The 19,925-nt window shown below is 73.0% G+C and carries 19 protein-coding genes; 10 read left to right on the top strand and 9 right to left on the bottom strand.

All coding sequences use genetic code 11. From position 1 onward, the window contains the following. Positions 1-11: 11 nt before the first annotated feature. A complete protein-coding gene (locus ACTG9Q_RS10410) occupies positions 12-1,157 on the bottom strand; it encodes an acyl-CoA dehydrogenase family protein (protein WP_455572458.1) in 1,146 nt (381 codons plus the stop codon). A gap of 73 nt (positions 1,158-1,230) precedes the next feature. Here ACTG9Q_RS10410 and ACTG9Q_RS10405 point away from each other — a divergent pair, with 73 nt between their 5' ends. The 3 genes from ACTG9Q_RS10405 (at position 1,231) to ACTG9Q_RS10395 (ending at position 4,758) form a co-directional block, all read left to right on the top strand. Then, complete coding sequence (locus ACTG9Q_RS10405) at positions 1,231-1,827, top strand: TetR/AcrR family transcriptional regulator (protein WP_455572457.1); 597 nt, start codon at positions 1,231-1,233, stop codon at positions 1,825-1,827. Positions 1,828-2,033: 206 nt separating this feature from the next. Continuing rightward, positions 2,034-3,350: a citrate synthase gene (locus ACTG9Q_RS10400; RefSeq protein WP_455572456.1), complete on the top strand. Its 1,317-nt coding sequence runs from the start codon at positions 2,034-2,036 to the stop codon at positions 3,348-3,350. Between the two features lie 94 nt (positions 3,351-3,444). Then, on the top strand, positions 3,445-4,758 hold the full coding sequence (locus ACTG9Q_RS10395; protein WP_455572455.1) for a cryptochrome/photolyase family protein: 1,314 nt from the start codon (positions 3,445-3,447) through the stop codon (positions 4,756-4,758). Here ACTG9Q_RS10395 and ACTG9Q_RS10390 read toward each other — a convergent pair. After that, the gene (locus tag ACTG9Q_RS10390; RefSeq protein WP_455572454.1) at positions 4,748-5,938 is read right to left on the bottom strand and encodes an ABC transporter permease; all 1,191 of its coding nucleotides are present in this window, start codon (positions 5,936-5,938) and stop codon (positions 4,748-4,750) included. The genes ACTG9Q_RS10395 and ACTG9Q_RS10390 overlap by 11 nt on opposite strands. Positions 5,939-6,114: 176 nt before the next feature. Here ACTG9Q_RS10390 and ACTG9Q_RS10385 point away from each other — a divergent pair, with 176 nt between their 5' ends. From ACTG9Q_RS10385 to ACTG9Q_RS10375, 3 genes are read left to right on the top strand one after another with little or no spacing between them, the layout of a single operon-like run. After that, complete coding sequence (locus ACTG9Q_RS10385) at positions 6,115-6,540, top strand: YbaB/EbfC family nucleoid-associated protein (RefSeq protein WP_455572453.1); 426 nt, start codon at positions 6,115-6,117, stop codon at positions 6,538-6,540. Positions 6,541-6,555: 15 nt separating this feature from the next. Then, entirely contained in the window at positions 6,556-6,855 is a 300-nt protein-coding gene (locus tag ACTG9Q_RS10380; protein WP_455572452.1) for a type VII secretion target, read from the top strand. Further along, on the top strand, positions 6,852-8,240 hold the full coding sequence (locus ACTG9Q_RS10375) for a WXG100-like domain-containing protein (protein WP_455572451.1): 1,389 nt from the start codon (positions 6,852-6,854) through the stop codon (positions 8,238-8,240). The genes ACTG9Q_RS10380 and ACTG9Q_RS10375 overlap by 4 nt, the downstream gene beginning before the upstream one ends. Here ACTG9Q_RS10375 and ACTG9Q_RS10370 read toward each other — a convergent pair. Continuing rightward, on the bottom strand, positions 8,229-9,752 hold the full coding sequence (locus ACTG9Q_RS10370; protein WP_455572450.1) for a glycerol-3-phosphate dehydrogenase/oxidase: 1,524 nt from the start codon (positions 9,750-9,752) through the stop codon (positions 8,229-8,231). The two genes, ACTG9Q_RS10375 and ACTG9Q_RS10370, sit on opposite strands and share 12 nt — an antisense overlap. Beyond that, complete coding sequence (locus tag ACTG9Q_RS10365; protein WP_455572449.1) at positions 9,749-10,357, bottom strand: TetR/AcrR family transcriptional regulator; 609 nt, start codon at positions 10,355-10,357, stop codon at positions 9,749-9,751. Before ACTG9Q_RS10365 ends, ACTG9Q_RS10370 begins: the two co-directional genes overlap by 4 nt. Before the next feature lie 17 nt (positions 10,358-10,374). Between ACTG9Q_RS10365 and ACTG9Q_RS10360 the strand changes: the two genes are divergently transcribed. Next, a complete protein-coding gene (locus ACTG9Q_RS10360) occupies positions 10,375-12,015 on the top strand; it encodes an FAD-binding oxidoreductase (RefSeq protein WP_455572448.1) in 1,641 nt (546 codons plus the stop codon). A 56-nt stretch (positions 12,016-12,071) separates the two neighbouring features. On the opposite strand, the gene ACTG9Q_RS10355 is transcribed toward ACTG9Q_RS10360, so the two are convergent. Beyond that, positions 12,072-12,632, bottom strand: coding sequence for a carboxymuconolactone decarboxylase family protein (locus ACTG9Q_RS10355; protein ID WP_455572727.1), 561 nt, complete (start codon positions 12,630-12,632; stop codon positions 12,072-12,074). Between the two features lie 104 nt (positions 12,633-12,736). Between ACTG9Q_RS10355 and ACTG9Q_RS10350 the strand changes: the two genes are divergently transcribed. Next, a complete protein-coding gene (locus ACTG9Q_RS10350) occupies positions 12,737-13,177 on the top strand; it encodes a PRC-barrel domain-containing protein (protein ID WP_455572447.1) in 441 nt (146 codons plus the stop codon). Between the two features lie 184 nt (positions 13,178-13,361). Here ACTG9Q_RS10350 and ACTG9Q_RS10345 read toward each other — a convergent pair whose 3' ends face one another. From ACTG9Q_RS10345 to ACTG9Q_RS10330, 4 genes are all read right to left on the bottom strand, one after another. Further along, entirely contained in the window at positions 13,362-14,414 is a 1,053-nt protein-coding gene (locus ACTG9Q_RS10345) for a gamma-glutamylcyclotransferase family protein (protein WP_455572446.1), read from the bottom strand. Positions 14,415-14,431: 17 nt separating this feature from the next. Further along, positions 14,432-15,634 carry a C39 family peptidase gene (locus ACTG9Q_RS10340; RefSeq protein ID WP_455572445.1) on the bottom strand — a complete coding sequence of 401 codons (1,203 nt, stop codon included), beginning with the start codon at positions 15,632-15,634 and terminating at the stop codon, positions 14,432-14,434. 43 nt (positions 15,635-15,677) lie between these two features. Beyond that, a complete protein-coding gene (locus tag ACTG9Q_RS10335; protein WP_455572444.1) occupies positions 15,678-16,169 on the bottom strand; it encodes a PadR family transcriptional regulator in 492 nt (163 codons plus the stop codon). A 158-nt stretch (positions 16,170-16,327) separates the two neighbouring features. After that, on the bottom strand, positions 16,328-17,965 hold the full coding sequence (locus ACTG9Q_RS10330; protein ID WP_455572443.1) for a long-chain fatty acid--CoA ligase: 1,638 nt from the start codon (positions 17,963-17,965) through the stop codon (positions 16,328-16,330). Positions 17,966-18,312: 347 nt separating this feature from the next. On the opposite strand from ACTG9Q_RS10330, the gene mihF reads away from it, so the two are divergent. After that, positions 18,313-18,624, top strand: coding sequence for an integration host factor, actinobacterial type (gene mihF / locus ACTG9Q_RS10325; RefSeq protein WP_455572442.1), 312 nt, complete (start codon positions 18,313-18,315; stop codon positions 18,622-18,624). A 122-nt stretch (positions 18,625-18,746) separates the two neighbouring features. Continuing rightward, positions 18,747-19,877 carry an isochorismate synthase gene (locus ACTG9Q_RS10320; RefSeq protein ID WP_455572441.1) on the top strand — a complete coding sequence of 377 codons (1,131 nt, stop codon included), beginning with the start codon at positions 18,747-18,749 and terminating at the stop codon, positions 19,875-19,877. Positions 19,878-19,925: the final 48 nt, after the last annotated feature.

The following is a 19,925-nucleotide window of genomic DNA, read 5'->3' as shown; positions in this document are numbered from 1 at the left end:
GGTGGCTGGGGCTAGCCGTTCTTCAGGGCTCGGGCGATGACCACGCGCTGGATCTGGTTGGTGCCCTCGAAGATCTGGGGGACCTTGGCCTCGCGCATGTACCGCTCCACCGGGAAGTCGCGGGTGTACCCGGCCCCGCCCAGGACCTGGACCGCGTCGGTGGTGACCTTCATGGCGGCGTCGGTGGCCACCAGTTTGGCGATGGACGCCTGGCGGACGAAGGGCAGCCCGCGGTCCCGCCGCCGGGCCGCCTCCAGGTACGTGGCCCGCGCCGACTCGACCGCGGCTGCCATGTCGGCCAGCAGGAACTCCATCCCCTGGAAGTCGATGACCCGCTGCCCGAACTGCTGCCGCCCGGACGCGTAGGCCACCGCCTCGTCCAGGGCCGCCTGGGCCAGGCCCACCGCGCACGCCGCGATGCCCAGCCTGCCCGAGTTCAGCGCCGTCAGCGCGATCTTGAACCCGGAGCCCTCCTCGCCCAGCAGCCGGTCGGCGGGCACCCGGGCCCCGTCGAAGATCATCTGGGTGGTGGTGGAGCCGGTCAGGCCCATCTTGCGCTCCGGGGCGGCCGCCGTGAGCCCGGGAGTGGCGGCGTCCACCAGCAGGCAGCTGATGCCCTTGCCGCCGGTGTCGGCCGTGCGGACCATCGTCGTGTAGAAGTCCGCCTGGCCGCCGTGGGTGATCCACGCCTTGGTCCCGGTCACCACGTACGCGTCCCCGTCGCGCACCGCCCGGGTCGACAGGGCCGACGCGTCGGAGCCCGCGTGGGACTCCGAGAGCGCGTACGCCCCCAGCAGGTCGCCGTCCAGCATGTCCGGCAGGAACCGGTCGCGCTGCTCGTCGGTGCCGTGGTCGGCCAGGGCGTAGCAGGACATAGTGTGCACCGACAGGCCGACGCCCACCGACATCCACGCCGCCGCGATCTCCTCCAGCACCTGCAGGTAGACCTCGTAGGACAGCGCCGCCCCACCCCAGCGCTCGGCGTAGGGCAGGCCCAGCAGACCGCTGCGCCCCAGGAGCCGGAACTGCTCCCGGGGGAACCGCCCCTCCTCCTCGTACGACGAGGCCAGCGGGGCCAGCTCGTCGCGGGCGATCTCACGGGTCAGCTTGAGCAGGTCCTCGGCCTCGGTGCTGGGCAGGAGACGCTCGGCAGGCACGGCATGACTCCATTCGGCGATACGGCGCGCAGTACTGCAGGACACTTCACAGTACTGCAATACGCTGGCGGAGATGCCGAACCAGCGCGCGCTCACCGCCCGCCAGGCCACCGTCCTGGCGGAGCTGCACGCGCTGTTCCTCCGCGAGGGCTTCGCCCAGTTCACCCTCGACGACCTCGCCGCCCGCCTGCGCTGCTCCAAGTCCACCCTCTACGCCCTCGCGCCCAGCAAGGAGCAGTTGGCCCTGCGCGTGGTCAGCCGCTTCTTCCGCACCGCGACCGAGCGGGTGGAGAAGCGCGTCGCCGACGCCGGGGACGCGCGCGGCCGGATCGCCGGGTACCTGCACGGCGCCGCCGAGGAGCTGGCCGCGGCGTCGGCGCGCTTCGTCGCCGACGTCGCCGCCTTCGCCCCCACCCAGGCCGTCTACGAGCGCAACGCCCAGGCCGCCGCGGCCCGCATCCGGACGTTCATCCAGGAGGGCGTCGCCGACGGCCTGTTCCGCGACGTGCACGCCCGGCTGGTCGGGGAGATGGCGGGCTGGCTGATCGAGGGCATCCAGACCGGGGTGCTCGGGCGCCGCGCCGAGGTGTCCGACGCCGAGGCCTTCGCCGCCCTCTCCGACCTCCTGCTGGGTGGCCTGGCGCTCACCGGCGACCCGGATGTGCCGTGAGGGCCTGTGATGCGTGTCCCAACAGTGCCTGTCCCATGGGTTCACGGCTGTCCGGATTGTGCGCGGCGCACTAGCGTAGGGGGCTCAGGACCCCAACGGGGCGGTGCTGCACCACGGCGATGATCCTGCCGCGGATCGCACCCGACCAGGCCCGCACCGGCTCGGCCGACACCACACCGCCCTGTCCGAGTGTGAGAGGTACTTGCATGCCCGACGGGACCGCTGTGCCCACCGGCACCGAGCAGACCACCATCCTGCGCCACCCCGGCGGGGAGCACGAGATGAAGGTGGTCCCGGCCACCGATGGCACCTCGGGCATCGATGTGGGCAAGCTGCTGGCCAAGACCAGCCTGGTGACCCTCGACCCCGGCTTCGTCAACACCGCCGCCTGCTCGTCGGCGATCTGCTACATCGACGGCGACGCGGGCATCCTGCGCTACCGGGGCTACCCGATCGAGCAGCTGGCCGAGCACTCCAGCTTCCTGGAGGTCAGCTACCTGCTGATCTACGGCGAGCTGCCCTCGCGCACCGAGCTCGAGGAGTTCACCCACAAGGTGAGCAGGCACACCCTGCTGCACGAGGACCTGAAGCGGTTCTTCGACGGCTTCCCCCGCGACGCGCACCCCATGCCGGTGCTGTCCTCGGCGGTGTCGGCGCTGTCGACCTTCTACCAGGACAGCCTCAAGCCCTTCGACTCCAACCACGTCGAGATCTCCACGATCCGGCTGCTGGCCAAGCTGCCCACCATCGCGGCCTACGCCTACAAGAAGTCCGTCGGGCAGCCGTTCCTCTACCCGGACAACTCCCTCGGGCTGGTGGAGAACTTCCTGCGCATGACCTTCGGCTTCCCCGCCGAGAACTACGAGCTGGACCCGGCCCTGGTCAAGGCGCTCGACCTGCTGTTCATCCTGCACGCCGACCACGAGCAGAACTGCTCGACCTCCACCGTGCGGCTGGTCGGCTCGTCGGAGGCCAACCTGTTCGCCTCCATCTCCGCGGGCATCAACGCCCTGTTCGGCCCGCTGCACGGCGGCGCCAACAGCGCGGTGCTGGAGATGCTGGAGGGCATCCGCAACACCGGCGGCGACGTCGAGAGCTTCGTGCGGCGGGTGAAGAACAAGGAGGACGGCGTCAAGCTGATGGGCTTCGGCCACCGGGTCTACAAGAACTACGACCCGCGCGCCGCCATCATCAAGCGCACCGCCGACGACATCCTCGGCAAGCTCGGCGGCGACGACTCGCTGCTCGACATCGCCAAGCAGCTCGAGGAGCACGCGCTGGCCGACGACTACTTCGTCGAGCGCAAGCTGTACCCGAACGTGGACTTCTACACCGGCCTGATCTACCGCGCGATGGGCTTCCCGACGAAGTTCTTCACCGTGCTGTTCGCCCTGGGCCGCCTCCCCGGCTGGATCGCCCACTGGCGCGAGATGATGAACGACCCGGCCACCAAGATCGGCCGCCCGCGGCAGGTCTACACCGGCCACACCGTGCGCGACTACAAGTCACTCGCCGAGCGCTGATAAACGAGCGCTGAGTAAACGAACACTCAGAACCACCCGTCGAGGGGGCCGTCCCGAGTGGGGGCGGCCCCTCGTCGTGGGTAGCGTTGTCGGCATGGCTCCCTCGATCGTCTGGTTCCGCCGCGATCTGCGCCTCGGTGACCATCCCGCGCTGCTGGCCGCCGCCGAGCGCGGTCGCGACGCGCTGGCCCTGTTCGTCCTGGACGACGCCCTGCGCGGCCCATCCGGCGCGCCCCGGCTGGCCTTCCTCTACCGCTGCCTGCGCGCGCTCGACGAGCAGCTCGGCGGGCGGCTGGTGGTGCTCCACGGCGATCCGGTCGACGTGGTCCCGCGCCTGGCGAAGGAGATCGGCGCGGGTTCCGTGCACGTCTCGGCCGACACCGGGCCGTACGGGCGGAAGCGGGACGCCGCTGTCGAGAAAGCACTGTCCGGTGTGGAGTTCGTGCGCACCGGGTCGCCCTACGCGGTCGCCCCCGGTCGGGTGCACAAGGCCGACGGGGAGCCGTTCAAGGTCTTCACCCCCTTCAGCCGCGCGTGGCTGGAACACGGCTGGCGAGCCCCCGCCGACACCTCCGCGTCCACACTGGACTGGATGACCGGCGACGGCGTTCCCATCCCCGATGACCCCGCCCTCGACGCCGACCTCCCGCCCGCGGGGGAGGCCGCCGCCCTGGCCGCCTGGGAGGTCTTCCGCGACGAGCGCCTGCCCGACTACGCCCGCGACCGCGACCGCCCCGGCGTCAACGGGACCAGCCGCCTGTCGGTCTACCTGCGCTGGGGCTGCGTGCACCCGCGCACCCTGCTCGCCGACCTCGGTCCCGCCGACACCGTCTACCGCACCGAGCTGGCTTGGCGCGAGTTCTACGCCGACGTCCTCTGGCACCGCCCGGAGACCGCCCGCGAGAACTACAACCCCCGCTTCGACAGGTTCGAGTACGACAGCGCCGACGACCGCTTCGACGCCTGGCGCCGCGGCCGGACCGGCTACCCGATCGTCGACGCCGGGATGCGCCAGCTGCTCGCCGAGGGCTGGATGCACAACCGGGTCCGCATGATCACCGCGAGCTTCCTGGTCAAGGACCTGCACGTGCCGTGGTGGCTGGGCGCGCGGCACTTCATGGCCTGCCTGGTCGACGGCGACCTCGCCTCCAACCAGCACGGCTGGCAGTGGACCGCGGGCTCGGGCACCGACGCCGCCCCGTACTTCCGCGTCTTCAACCCCACCACCCAGGGCGAGAAGTTCGACCCCGAGGGCGACTACATCCGCCGCTACGTCCCGGAACTGCGGTCCCTGCACGGAAAAGCGGCGCACCACCCCCGGGACGTCCCCGGCTACCCCGCCCCGATCGTGGACCACGCCGAGGAGCGGCTGGTCGCGCTGGAGCGCTACGGCGCGATCAGGGATTAGCGCGCAGCGCCTCGCCGAGGGGGAGCCGGGACCCGGTGCGCAGCGCCGCGCGGGCGTAGACCCGGGCGCCGAGCCAGGCCAGCCCGGCCACCGCGGCCAGCGTGAGCGCGATCGCCAGCGCGGTCTGCCACAGCGGCACGGCGCCGAGCGCGATCCGCCCGGGCATCATGACCGGGGCCAGCGGCGGCAGCATGGACGCCACCACCGTCGCCGTGCCCGTCGGCGCGCGGGTGAGCAGCCCGAAGCCCAGCACGAAGGCGACCACCAGCACCATCGTGACCGGCAGCAGCACCGCCTGGGTCTCCTCCTGCCGCGAGACCAGCGACCCGGCCGCGGCGAACACCGTGGCGTAGAACAGGAACCCCAGCAGGTACCAGACGATCCCCCAGGCGAGGGTGCCCACGGCGGCGCCGGTGATGGTCAGCACGTCGGTGCTCAGCGCCAGCGCCAGCCCCAGGACGCTGATGGCGGTGAACTGGGCCAGCCCCACCAGCCCGAGGCCGATCACCTTGCCCAGCAGCAGCTGCCACGGCCGCACGGTGGCCAGCAGCAGCTCCACCACCCGGCTGGACTTCTCCTCCACCACGCCCTGGGCGACCATCGTCCCGTAGAACAGCAGGGCCAGGTACAGCAGCGCGACCACGATGAGCGCGACGGCCGTCCGCTGCCCCCTGGCCGGGTCGGGGACGGTGAGGGCGTGCACGTCGATGGTGGCGTCGGCGGCGGTCGACAGCACGCGGTCGGGGTCGAGGTCCTCCACCGCGGCCAGCTCGGCGCGCAGCACCTGCTCCTGCACCAGGTTGTTGAGCACCTTGCGCAGGTCCTCGTCGAGCGCCTCGCGCACGACCACCCGCAGCGCGGCCGGGGCCCCGCTGACCAGCACGTCCAGCTCGCCGTCGGAGACCAGCGCCTCGCCGTCGGCGACGTCGCGCACGGTCGTGGTCTCGACCTCGACCCCCCGCGCCCGCGCCTGGGCGACCAGCGGCTCGGCGATGGCGCTCGCCTGGCCCGAGAGCCCGACCCTGCTCGACTGCGCGCTCGCGAACAGGGTGCTCTCCATCAGCACGACGCCGATGAGGAAGGCCGCGGCGACGGCGGTGCTGATCAGGAACGCCTTGGTGCGCAGCCGGGTGTCGATCTCGCGGCGGGCGATCAGCCACACCGTGTTCGCCGGGCCCACCCGCACTCCCCCTCGCGTCGCATCCGCCGTGCCATTATCGCCTGACGGACCCCGGTCGCGGGTGGCGGCCGGGTGCGCCTGCAAACGAGTTGGCCGAATCACTCCCGCCGGGGAACCGGGCAGGACATCCTCCGTCAAAGAGCAATGATCCGGGTTGGACCATGGGAGGGCCGGGGATGAAGCCCGAGCAGTGGCTCGCGCAGTACGACGAGAAGCTCCAGGCCGCGGCCAAGAACGCGCAGAAGGCGGACAAGGCCCTGCGCGAGGTCGGCGGCACGGCCACCTCGCCCGACGGTGAGGTCACCGTGCGGGTCAGCGCCAACGGCGCGACCACCGGCCTGGTCCTGCGCCCCGGCGTGCGCGACATGGAGCCGGAGCACCTGGCCAGGGTGGTCATGGACGTGACCCGCGCCGCCCAGCGCGACGCCGCGGCCAAGGTCGTGGACGCCATGCGCGAGCTGGTCGGGGAGGGGCCCGCGCTGGAGGTCGTCAAGTCCCACCTGCCCGAGGGCTTCGCCGGGGACGGCGCCGAGGAGCCGGTGAGCCCGGACAAGCGCTCCGACGACGAGTACTTCGACAACCCGCCCGAAGTGGTGAACTGAAAGGCAGGGATCGGCATGGGCACCGGATTCACCGTCAACGTGGCCGAGGTGCGCGGGCACGCGCGCACGGTCGCGGACTGCTCAGGACAGGTCCAGGGCGCCCGGGACCTGGCGCAGCTCGTCTCGGACAACGCCTACGGGGTGATCGGCGGCTTCTTCGCCTCGGCGATCCTCTCCGCGTGCGGGGACGTGCTGGAGGGCATCCAGAAGGTCGCCGCCGCCGTCGACGACGTGCGGCAGGGCCTGGAGGCCGTGGCGGCGGACTACGAGATGATCGACCAGGGCAACGCGGTGACCTTCGGCGGTGGGCGATGACGGTCAGCTTCACCCCGCAGGGCAGCGGCGAGCAGGCCGTGACCACCATCTCCGACAACGTCCGCTCCGCGCGGGCGGCCATCGAGGGCGGCGACTGGCTCGACGCGGGCATGGCGGTCAGCAACGTCGCCATGGACGTCATCAACATCGCGGGCGACCCGCTGGGCGCCGCGGCGGGCGCCGGGTTCGGCTGGATCATCGAGCACATCTCGTTCCTGCGCGAGCCCTTCGACGCCCTCCTCGGCGACGCGAACTCGATCATCAACAGCGCCCAGGGCTGGACCCGCACCGCCGAGCAGCTCACCGCGACCGCGGCCCGCTACCGCCAGGCCGCCAGCGAGGAGACCTGCAACTGGCACGGCTCCGCGGGTGAGTCCTACCGCTCGGCCAGCGCGACGCAGGCCGACGGCCTGGAGGCGCTGGCGCAGGTCAGCAAGGGCGTCGGGCAGGCGGTCAACGGCGCGGGGCAGTTGCTGGCCGAGGTGCGCAAGACCGTGCTCGACCTGATCAACCAGTGCGTGCAGCGGGTCATCCAGATCATCATCGAGGCGCTGGCCGCGTCCTGGCTCAGCTTCGGCGCGAGCATCGCCAAGGGGATCGCGCAGTCGGTCGCCCAGGCCGTGCAGACCGCGCAGAAGATCGTGACCAAGGTCCAGAAGTTCATCTCCTCGCTGCAGAAGATCCTCTCGACGGTCCAGAAGATCGTGAACCTCGCCAAGTCGGTCAAGCAGTTGCTGGCGACCATCGGCGGGCGGGCCAACACCGCCCCGCGCGCCCAGGGCAGGCACGGCGCGCCGGTGAACACCTCGGGGATCGACGCGGCGGCGAACGCGCACTACGTCAACCCGGCGGGACCCGCGGGCGGGCCGACGTACGCGCAGAACGCGCCGCGCGACTACAGCTACAACCAGTTCCAGCCGACCACCCCGACCGGGCGGCCGGTGTACTCCCCGACCACCCCGCCGTCGTACTCCGGCTACCAGCCACTGCCCGCGGGTCCGTCCACCGGGTACGGACCAAGTGGACCGCCGCCGAGCCCCGGCGCGCCCGCCTCCCGGGTGGACCGGGCCCGCTGGATCGGCAGCGCGGTGGAAATCCTGATCAACCACGGCGTCGACCCGGCCCGCATCGACGCGGGCCAGATCGCCCAGGTCGTCGACCGGGTCTCCGGGGGCAACCCGCACGCGATGGACCTGCGCCACCCGGCCGCGGCCGAGGGCACCCCGCCCAAGGGCCTCACGCAGATCACCGACCCGCAGTTCCAGCAGCACCAGGTGAGCGGGCACGGCAACATCTGGGAGCCGGTGGACAACCTGCTGGCGGGCGTGCTGTTCATGCTGGCGCAGTGGGGGACGCTGATGAACGCCCTGGAGTCACCCGCGTAGCTGAGCCCTGTCCACAATGGACAGCACGGCGTCCTCGGCTTCCTTGCGCTCACCGGGCACCAGCCCGATGCGCGTGCGGCGGTCGAGGACGTCGTCGGCGCTCAGCGCCCCCTCGTTGCGGACCGCCCAGACCACCTCGGCCGCGGTGACCGGGCTGCCGGGGGCGACCGGCTTGGCGAGGTCGGGGTCGAGCTGGGCCATGGCGTGGATCGTGGCGGCCTCGGTGCCATGACGGGAGACGAGCCACTCGGGCGCGTCCACTGTGGAGAGCTTGTCCCTGGGCGCGGCGCCGACGAGCGGGATGTCACGCGTGCGGGAGGGGCCCGCGGCGAGGCCGGTGGCGTCGATGGCGTCGGCGGCCATCCTGCGGTAGGTGGTGAGCTTCCCGCCGACGACGGTGATGACGCCGCTCGCGGAGGTCAGGATCGCGTGGTGGCGGGAGAGGTCGGCCGAGCGGGCGCCCGCGCCCGCGAGCAGGGGCCGCAGCCCGGCGAAGGAGCCCAGCACGTCGAGCCTGCTGAGCGGGCGGGCGATGACCGTGCTCGCCATGTCGAGCAGGAAGTCGACGTCGACCTCGGGCACCGCGGGCACGTCCGGGATCGGGCCGTCCACCGCGACGTCGGTCAGCCCCAGGTAGACGCGGCCGTCGGGCTGGGGGAGCAGCAGCGCGAAGCTGCCGAACCGGCCGGGCACCGGGATCGTCAGCGCGGTGCCCCCGATGCCGAGGTTCGCGCCGTCGAGCACCAGGTGCGAGCCCCGCGATGGCCGCAGCCGCACCTCCTCGACCAGCTCGCCCGCCCAGACCCCGGTGGCGTTGACCACCGCGCGGGCCTTGATCCGGATGTCGTGCCCGGTCACCTCGTCGAGCACGTGCGCGCCGCGCCCGTCGAGGGTGAGCGCCTTGGCCCGCGTCACGATCCGCGCCCCGAACCCGGCGGCCGTGCGCGCCAGCGCGACCACCAGCCGCGCGTCGTCGACGACCTGCCCGTCGAAGGACAGCAGCCCGCCGCGCAGGCCCTGGCGCCGCAACCCGGGCGCCAGCGCGAGCGCTTCAGGCGCGGAGACCCTGCGCGGCCGGGGAAGTACGCTCGCGGGCGTCCTGGCGAGCCTGCGCAGCCCGTCCCCGGCGACGAGCCCGGCGAAGGTCAGCCCGGCGGCCCGCTGGGAGACCCCGGGCAGCAGCGGCACGAGCTGCGGCAGGGCCCGCGTCAGGTGCGGGGCGGTGCGCGTCAGCAGGATGCCGCGCTCGACGGCGCTCTCGCGGGCCAGCCCGACATCGCCCTTGGCCAGGTAGCGCAGCCCGCCGTGGATCAGCTTGCTCGACCACCGCGACGTGCCGAAGGCCAGGTCCCGCGCCTCCACCAGCGCCACCGACAGCCCCCGCGACGCCGCGTCCAGCGCGGCGCCCGCGCCGGTCACCCCGCCGCCGACGATCAGCACGTCCACGGTCTCCTCGGTCAGCGCGGCCAGGTCGGCGCCGCGCCGGGCGGCGTTGAGGGCGGTGCTCTTCACGGTGTCTCCGGTCGCAGTGCGGCGTCGAGCAGGTGGGTCAGTTCGGCGAGCAGGCTGTCGGAGGGGACGTCGGCGGTGGCCGGGGTGTGCGACAGGACGAACGACTGGACGGTCAGCAGGATCGCCCGGGACTGGGCGGCGGTGTCGGCCTTGCGGATGGAGCCGTCGGCGTGGCCCGCGGTGAGCTGCCCGACCAGGAACGCCTCGGCGATCTTCTGCGTGCTGCCCAGGCGCTCCACGATGTAGGGCAGGACCAGGGCGCCGTCGCGGTCGAGGACGATGCGCATCAGCGGGTCGGCGGTGATCGCGCGCAGGCCCGCCACGGCGCCGCGGACCAGGCGGTCACGGGCGGAGGGGGCCTCGGCGACCGTCGCGGTGGCGCGGGTGAGGAGGTGGCCGAACTCCCGGGTCATCAAAGCGGCGAGCAGCGAGCGCACATCGGGGTAGCGTCGGTACAGGGTCATGCGGCTGACCTTGGCCCGGCGGGCCACGTCGGTCAGCGTGGTGCGGCGGACGCCCTGGTCGAGGACGCAGTCCCGGGCGGCGTCGAGCAGGACCCGGTCGTCCACCCTGGTGCTCGGTGGGGTGTGACGTTTTGCCGTCATGTGTCACACTCTAGCGCGTGACCCACTCCCCGGACCACCTCGACCCGCACGTCCGTGCCACGTGGACGCCCGCGGGCGCCGCCGACGCCCACCTGCCCGCCCACGCGGCGCGCTGGCTGCGGGACCGGACCGGGCTCGGCGAGGTCAGCACGCCGGTCACGGCGGTGACCGCGCCCGCGTCGACCCTGCCCGACGCCGCGCGGGCGGCGCTCGCCGAGATCGTGGGTCCCGAGCACGTCCTGGTCGACGACGAGGCCCGGCTCGGGCGCGCGGGCGGGCTGTCCTACCTGGACCTCATGGCCCACCGCGGCGGGGCGCCCGCCGTTCCCGACGCCGTGGTCGTGCCCGGTGACGCCGAGCAGGTGCTGCGGGTCGTCGAGTCCTGTGTGGAGCTGGACATCGGCGTGATCCCCTTCGGCGGTGGCACTTCCGTCGTCGGCGGGGTCAAGGCGTTGCGCGGGGACAAGGCCGCCGTCGTGGTGCTCGACCTCGCCCGCCTCGACCGGCTCGTCTCCGTCGACCCGGTCTCGCGGATCGCGGTGTTCCAGGCCGGAGTCGTCGCCCCGGAAGCCGAGCGGATGCTCGGGGAGCACGGCCTGACCCTGGGCCACTTCCCCCAGTCCTACGAGCGCGCCACCATCGGCGGGTTCGCGGCCACCCGCTCCTCCGGGCAGGCCAGCGCGGGCTACGGCCGGTTCGAGACCATGGTCGAGGGGGTCCGGCTGGCCACCCCGCGCGGGGACTGGCGTCTCGGCGTGGCGCCCGCGTCGGCGGCCGGGCCGGACCTGCGCCAGCTCGTCGTCGGCAGCGAGGGCGCCCTCGGCGTCATCACCGAGGTCGCGCTGCGGGTGCGGGCCAAGCCGGGGGCGCGGCGCTACGAGGGCTTCGTCTTCGACGGCTGGACTGCGGGCGCCGCGGCCGTGCGCGCGCTGGCCCAGGACGGCGGCCAGGCCACCGTGGTGCGGCTCTCCGACCCCCAGGAGACCGAGGTCGGGTTCGCCCTCAAGGGCGGCTGGAAGATCGCCGCGGTCCGCCGGTACCTGCGGCTGCGCGGCATCGCCGAGCCGTGCCTGCTCATCCTCGGCTGGGAGGGCCGCACCGCCGCCGAGCTCGCCGCCCGCCGCCGGGCCACCCTGCGGCTGCTGCCCCGCAACGTCGCCCTCGGCACCGCGGCGGGCGAGGCGTGGCGGCACGGCCGCTTCGCGGGCCCCCGCCAGCGCGACGCCCTGCTGGACGCGGGCGTGTGCGTGGAGACCCTGGAGACCGCCGCCCACTGGACCAGGCTCGACACCCTGCGCGCCGCGGTCCGCGCCGCGCTGCTGGACACCCTGAGCACCGACGCGCACAAGCCGGTCGTCGCCTGCCACATCTCGCACAGCTACGAAACCGGCGCCTCGCTCTACTTCACGGTCCTGGTGCCCCGCGATCGCGTCGACCCGGTCGGCCAGTGGACCGCCGCCAAGCGCGCCGCCTGCGAGGCGATCACCGACCTCGGCACGATCACCCACCACCACGCCGTCGGCGTCGACCACGCGCCCTACCTGGCCCACGAGATCGGCGGCCTGGGCGTGGACGTGCTGCGCGCGGTCAAGCGGGAGCTGGACCCGACGGGGGTGCTGAACCCCGGGAAGCTGGTCGGACCGCCCCCGGCGCGGTGATCCGCCCGAAAGGCGGCTTCGCCCCGCGATGTGGCTCAGGGGCGCCGATGGGCCGTTCACCCCAGGTCGTCGGCCGATCCGGGCAGACCGCCCAGTGCCCGCTCGGCCCCCAAGGTGACCGCGGCGGCGTGCACCACCGCGGCGATGCGCAGGGCCTCGTGCACGGTCTCGCGGGACACCCCCGCCCCGCGCAGCCGCTTCTCGTGGGTCTCCAGGCACACCCCGCAGCCGATGACCGCCGAGACGGCCAGCTCCCACAGCTCGAAGTCCACCTTGTCGACCCCCGGCCGGGCGACGACGCGCATCCGCAGCCGGGCGGGCATCGCGGCGTACTCCGGGTCGCCGATGAGGTGCTTGGCCCGGTAGTACACGTTGTTCATCGCCATGATCGAGGCGGCGGCCTTCGCGGCGGTGAACGCCTCGGCGCTCAGGTGCGTCCTGGCCTCGGCGGCGATGGCCGTCAGCACCCCGCCGTCGCGGGCGGCCACCGCGCAGGCCAGGGCCGTGCCCCACGCCTGCTGCCCGGGCAGGGGTGAGCGGCCGAGCACCGAGCCCAGGTTCAGCTCGGTGTCCTTGGCGTACTCCGGAAGCGCGGCCATGAGCGCGTCGAGCGACATCACCCCGCCATTGTCCCGCGCCCCGCGTCCCTTACTCGGGTGAACCGTCCCACGATCGAGTGACCGCGGTTGCCCACAGGGTCCCGTACCGCGATTTTGGTCACATGAAGCCGCAGGACCTCATCGGGCGCGACGTGTACGACCCCGAAGGTGAACGCATCGGCCGCGTCGGGATGGTCTACGTCGACGGGGCCACCCGCCAACCCCAGTGGGTGACGGTGCGAACCGGCCTCTTCGGACAGCGCGAGTCGTTCGTCCCGCTGCGGGACGCGCGCAGCGACCCCGATGGCCTGCGGGTGGGCGTCCTCCTCGCGGTGGTGAAGGACGCCCCCCAGGTCGACGGCCCCCCAACCGACGGCTCCCCAGTCGGTGGCTCCCCAGTCGACGGCTTTCCCGTCAACGGCCTCCAAGTCGGTGGCCTGCTGTCGGGGGACGTCGCGGCGGAGCTGTTCCGCTACTACGGCCTGCCCGACGCCTCACCCCTGGCGCCGCCGGTGCGGAGCGGGCCCAAGCCCTCGGACATGCCCCGCAAGCGGGTGCACTAGGCCCCACATCGGGAACGCGGCCTGGACGCGGTGGGCGCGAGCCACGGCCAGTCGTCGGATTCGGGCATCTCACACGACGTCCCGGGCCAGTGGCGGCATGGTGGTGTGGATCATGGTCCCCCCTTGATCGGTCGCGCCATGACAGCAGGACCAGCCGTACGGGGGTCGGTGAATTGAGAATTGTTCACCTGATTGGGTCGGTCGTGGGCCACGGGCCGGTGAGGACGGGCAGGCCGTCGAGGGGGCTCCGCCAGACGTAGGTCCAGGCCACGGAGCCGTCGGTCAAGGTGACGCGGACGCGGGCGTACTCGGGGCCCTCGTACTCGTCGAGGGAGTCCAGCGACGCGCCCGAGCGCAGCGGGACCGCCCAGCCGGTGACGCCGGGCCCCGCGCCCAGGGCGGGCGTACTCGGGGCGGGCAGGCCCAGGGCGGGGTAGCCCTGCCCGGTGTCGTGGAGGGTGCCGGGCAGCCGGGCCGGGCGACCGGGGCCCGCGGCGTGGGGAGCGAGCAGGTGCCACGCGGTCGCGCCGGGCTGGAGGGTTCCGTAGACGAACAGCCTGCCGGGGTAGTCGCGCGGATCGGGCGCGCCGGGCACGGCGGTGGCGTCCAACCCGTCGGACTCCGCGGGCGTGCCGACGAGGTGGACGGCGTCCACTTGGGACACAGCGGAACACGCGACGAACTTCCCGTCGACCACCAGCGGGCGCCGGGTCTCCCGTGCCCCGACGTAGGCGAGGACGGTGTCCCACCGCGCACCGTCCTCAGTGGTCACCGGGCAGCGGACATCGGCCAGCAGGTACCGGTCCCCGCGTCCCTCGCACGTGTCGAAGGCCCGCAGCTGCTCGACCGACGCCATGATCAGCGCGTGGTCCTCGACCACCCCGGGCGCGGACGCCAGCACGGCGGGCCGCTGGTCGTCCGCCACCCGAAGGCCGGCGGCCCACACCGCGGACACCCCGACCGACCGCGCCCGCAGGACCACCACCGGCCCCGCCAGGCCGTGCGCGGCCCGCAGCCACGTCAGCTTCGACGGGCACGCGTTCGACCCGTAGGACAGCAACGGCACCCGGGCGGCCAGCGGCGGGGACGACCGCGCGGCCAGCCACGCGTCCACCTCCCGCGACCCCACCCGCCACGGCGACGGTCGCACCGCGTGCCCGCCGCCCTCGTCGTGCGCGAACGAGAACGCGGGCCGCGCGCCCGGGTAGGGCGACGCGGGGTAGTCGGCATCGTCCACCCGGCCGGGCATGGGGCTCAGCGGTCGGCGGGCTTGATCACGTAGGCGATCCCGCCGGACCCGCTCGCCACCGACCCCGACGCGGTGTGCCGCTTGGTGCGCAGCCAGATCGTCTCGAACTGGGCGCGGTCGTACACCCGCCGCACCGCCGGGTTCGACGGCGACGCCGGGTCGTTGGCGATGACGTCGCCGGACTCGGTGAACCCGATGACCACCATCAGGTGCCCCGCGGTCCCGTACCCGGCCCCGGTCAGCTCGTCGGCCCGGAACGACTGCGAGGTCACCACCGGGATGCCCGCCGCGATCAGCCGCTCCACATCGGACAGTGATTGCAACCGCGTCACGTAGCCGGTCAGCCCGAACGTGGCCGCGTACGCGGTGTTGAACGGCCAGTTCCCCGTCCCGTCGTAGTCCAGGTCATAGGTGTGCCGCGCCGCGTGGTCGACGCTGGGGTCGGCGAAGGACGGGTCCACCCACGCCAGGTCCGCCGCCGAGGGCCCGCGCCCCCAGTACTCCACCACCATCTCCGTCGAGGTCGGGCTGCACCACGCCTCCCCGCCGCCGCCGTACTCCGGGTACTGCCCGATGTGGGTGTTCTGCGAGTACCGCGGCACCGCCAGCTCGATCCCCCGCCCGACCCCCGGCGTGCTCGCCTGCACCGTGAACCGGTCCGGCACCGCCGAGGCCATCGCCCCCAGCAGCCGCACGGTCGGGCCGGTCGTCGTCCCCACCGCCCGGTACAGCGTGACCCGCAGCTGGTACGACGACACCGGCCGCGCCGCGACGAAGGTGTCCACGTCGACGTACCCCGAGGCGTCGGACTGGCCGGGCACGCTGGTGCGGCGGATGTCGCCGTCGCCGTGCGCCCACTTGCCGAGGGTGAACCAGCGCGGTCCGTCCACGCGCAGCTCCACGCTCAGCCAGGTGCCGGGCGGGGTGGCCGCGTTCCACGAGGCCACGAGCTGCGTCGCGCCGAGCCCCGGCCGGTGCGCGGGCGAGGTCCAGCGCGCGTACTCGTACTCCCGGCCCGCCTCGGTGACCGTGCCCGCGGGCCGGTGCAGCCGCAGGCCGCCCGACCCGGGCCGCACCCCCTCGGCCGTCCCGGCGCCCGCGTCGGCCGGGAAGCGCCACAGCTGGAGCGCGACGGTGGCGCCCGCCGCCGAGGCGGGGGCGGTGGACACCACGAACAGCGCCACCACGAGCGCGCAGAGCAACCTCATGGGAAGGATTTTCCACCCATGACGGCTACCGTGTAAACCACCGTCAGAGTTCGGCGTCCAGCTCCGCGATGAAGTCCGCCCAGAACTCCTCGACGCAGCGCTCGAAGCGGATGCCCAGCTCCAGCGTCTTGACCTGCCAGCGGTCGGCGTGGTCGACGATCTGCTCGTGCTGGGCGAGGTAGTTGTCCGCGCGCGCCTTGTGCGACTCGAACCGGTCCAGGGCCAGCTTGCGCAGGTCCTCGGGCTTGCCCGAGGTGGAGAAGAACAGCTTGAGCAGGCCGATGTCGCGCACCTCGGTCTGCTCGCGGCTCTCGGTGGCCAGCCACCGGGTCAGCGCGGCGTGCCCGGCCGCGGTGATGGAGTAGGTGCGCTTGCGCCGCCCGCCGTCCTCGACGGCCGAGGTGACCAGCCCGTCCTCGGCCAGCCGCGCGGGCTCGTCGTAGAGCTGGGAGTGGGCGAAGGCCCAGAAGTTGCCGATGGTCATCCCGACCCGCTGCTTGAGCTCGTAGCTGGTCGCGGGGGCATAGGACAGCATCCCGAGCACCACGTAGGACGTGGCGTTCAGCTTGCGGGCGCGCTTGCCAGGTTCGCTCGGCAGGCCCCGTCACCTCCTCGCTCGGCAGGGCTCCCCGACCCTACCGAGCCAGCGGGTTGGCGGGGGCCGAATGGCGCACCCCCGCCACGCCTGGGACGTCAGTCGAGCCGGGTGACGTCCAGTCTGCCCTCGGCGTGCTGGGCCCGCAGAACCTTCTTGTCGAACTTGCCGACGCTGGTCTTGGGCACCTCGGGGATGAACGCCCAGTTCTCCGGCAGCTGCCACCTGGCGACCTTGTCGGCGAGGAACCCGCGCAGCTCGTCCGGGGTGGCGCTGGCGCCTTCGCGCAGCACGACGGTGACCAGCGGGCGCTCGTCCCACTTCTCGTCGGGCACGCCGATGACCGCGGCCTCGGCGACGGCCGGGTGGGCCATCATGTGGTTCTCCAGCTCCACCGAGGAGATCCACTCGCCGCCGGACTTGATGATGTCCTTGGAGCGGTCGGTCAGGGTGAGGAAGCCGTCCGGGGTGAGCGTGCCGACGTCACCGGTGCGCAGCCAGCCGCCGTCGAACTTCTCCGCGCCGTCGCCGTCCTCCTCGAGCCGGTAGTACGAGCCGGTGATCCACGGCCCGCGCACCTCCAGCTCGCCCACGCTGACGCCGTCCCGCGGCACCTCGGCGCCGTCGTCGCCGATCAGCCGCGCCCGCACGCTCGCGGGCAGCCTGCCCTGGGTGTAGCGGTACTTCCAGGTCTCCTCATCGGACAGACCCGCGGGCGGGCGGCACACCGTGCCCAGCGGGGAGGTCTCGGTCATGCCCCAGGCGTGCACGATGGACACGCCGTACTTGTCCTGGAAGGTGTGCATCATCGACGGAGGGCAGGCGGCGCCGCCGACGACGACCTCGCGCAGGCACGAGATGTCGCGCGGGTTCTGCTCCAGCGCGGCCAGCACGCCCTGCCAGATCGTCGGCACGGCCGCGGAGTGCGTCGGCCGCAGCGTCTCGATCATGGTCAGCAGCGGCTCCGGCTGCAGGAACCGGTCGGGCATGATCAGCGAGGCGCCGCACATGAACGCCGCGTACGGCATGCCCCAGGACATGGCGTGGAACTGCGGGACGATCACCAGCGAGGTGTCCGACGGGGACACTCCCAGGCCGTCGGCCATGCACACCTGCATGGAGTGCAGCCAGATCGAGCGGTGGCTGTAGACGACGCCCTTGGGGTTGCCCGTGGTGCCGGAGGTGTAGCACATGGCGGCGGCCAGGCGCTCGTCCACGTCCGGCCAGTCGAACTCGGCGGACTGCGCGCCCAGCAGCTCGTCGTAGGAGTGCACCTGGACGCCATCGGGCGCCTGCAGCGCCGCGGCCGGGCCGTTGGCGACGATGACGTGCTCGACGGTGGTGAAGGTGGGCAGCACCTTGGCCAGCAGCGGGGCCACGGTCGCGTCGACGATGACGACCTTGTCCTCGGCGTGGTTGGCGATGTAGGTCAGCTGGTCGGGGAACAGGCGCAGGTTGAGCGTGTGCAGCACCGCGCCCATGGCGGGGATGGCCAGGTACGCGGTCTGGTGCTCGGCGTTGTTCCACATGAAGGTGGCCACCCGCTGGTCGCCGGTGACGCCGAGGCCGCGCAGCGCGTTGGCCAGCCGGGCGGCGTCGGCGCCGATCTCGGCGAAGGTCGTGACGCGCCCGCCCTCGCCGGTCCAGGTGGTGACGGTGCTGCCCGCGTGAACGGTGGAGCCGTGCCGCAGCAGCGTTCCGATGGACAGGTTGCCGTCCTGCATGGTGCTCAACATCGTCGATCAAGCTCCCTGGGCGTCGGTCCCCGACTTACTGGCGAGTAGTGCCCGACTCTAGCGCCGGAATGTGGCGCGGGGCACGGTCCCCGCCGTAGTTGATCATGCTGTCACGCTCCGTCGTCACCCGTTGACGCCACACTCCACAGGAGATTTCCGCGTGTCGGGGGTATGTTGCGTTCCGAGGTGTCGTTTACTGGCGAAAGGCACCCGGGTACCCCGGGCAGCACCGCTTGGCCACGGGGTGGACACGACAACTCTCGCGGTGACTGTCTGTAGTTGCGGTGCCGCACACAACTGTGACCCAGCCGCTGCGAGGCGGCGGGTGGAACGAAAGGATTACTACGTTGGCTCTGCCCACGTTGACCCCCGAGCAGCGCGCCGACGCGCTCGCCAAGGCAGCCGAGGCGCGCAAGGCGCGTTCGGAGCTGCTCGCGTCGATCAAGGCAGGCGAGCAGACCATCGCCGCCGTGCTCGGCAAGGCCAAGGACGACAAGACCGTCGGCAAGACCAAGGTCGCCGCGCTCCTCAAGGCCGTCCCCGGACTCGGCCAGGTGAAGGTCGCCGCCCTGCTGGAGCAGGCGGGCATCGACCCCGACCGGCGCGCGGCCGGTCTCGGCGAGCGCCAGCGCGCCGCCCTGATCGAGGCCCTCGGCTGAATCGGGACCTAGGTCCTTTTCGCAGGTGGGCACCCGCACGGGTGCCCACCTGCGGCTTTGGGTGGGCAAGGACACGCGGAGCCCGATCCGTGGGACGCCTGGCGCCTGGGCATGATGGGGGCGTGGACGACGCGGCCGAATCGGCCCGGCTGGTGGCCGACTACCAGCCGGGGGACTTCCTGCTCGCCGGCCCGACGGCCACCGTGCACGCCCGCGGCGCGCAGGCCGTGCTCGCCGAGACCGACCCCGACGAACTCGCCGGGCGGGTCACCAAGCTGCTGCTCGACACCGGCGCGCCGGTCGCCGTCGGGGCCCTGCCGTTCCTGCCGGGAGCCGCCCCGCACGTGGTCATCCCGGCCTCGGCGCGGCGCGCGGGCCGGGCCGAGGCGCCCTCGGGCTCACCGCGCAGGCCGGTCGCCGTCGGTCGCCGGTCGGTGCCGTCCGGGCCCGCGTACGAGGCCGCCGTGGCCGCCGCGGTGCGTACGCTGCGTAACGGTTCCGACCTGCGCAAAGTGGTGCTGGCCAGGACCCTGGAGCTCGACCTCGCCGAACCGCTCGACCTGCCCGCGCTGCTGCCGGGCCTGGTCAGGGCCAACCCGCGGGGGTACACCTTCGCCGTCGACCTGCCCGAGACCACGCTGGTGGGGGCGACCCCGGAGCTGCTGCTCTCGCGCACCGGCCTGACCGTCACCGCGAACCCGCTGGCCGGGACGCTGCCGAGGGGGGCGGACGCGGCCACCGACCGGGCCAACGCCGCGGCGCTGCTGGCCAGCGCGAAGAACCAGGACGAGCACCGGGTCGTGGTGGACGCGGTGGTCGACACCCTGCGCCCGTTCTGCACCAGGATCACCGTCTCGGACACCCCGGAGCTGGTGGAGACCCCGACGGTCTGGCACCTCTCGACCCGGGTCGTCGGCAGGCTCGCCGACCCGGACGTCTCCGCGCTGCGCCTGGCCGCGGCCCTGCACCCGACCCCGGCGATCTGCGGCACGCCCACCGCCCTGGCCCGCGAGGCGATCGCGTCGCTGGAGCCCTTCGACCGCGGCTTCTACAGCGGCGTGGTCGGCTGGTGCGACGCGGCGGGCGACGGCGAGTGGGTGGTGGCGATCCGCTGCGCCGAGGTCGCGGGCGCGCGGGTGCGGCTGTTCGCGGGCGCCGGGATCATGCCCGCGTCCGACCCGGCGGCGGAGCTGGCCGAGACATCGGCGAAATTCGCCACCTTGCTCGGCGCCTTCGGAATCGATCCGGTCTGACAACGAATTCGCTACCGGACGGTACGGAAATGATGAAAAGCGCGTTAC

The organism is Actinokineospora lacus (genome assembly GCF_053813445.1).
This window is presented reverse-complemented; position numbering and strand designations above follow the sequence as displayed.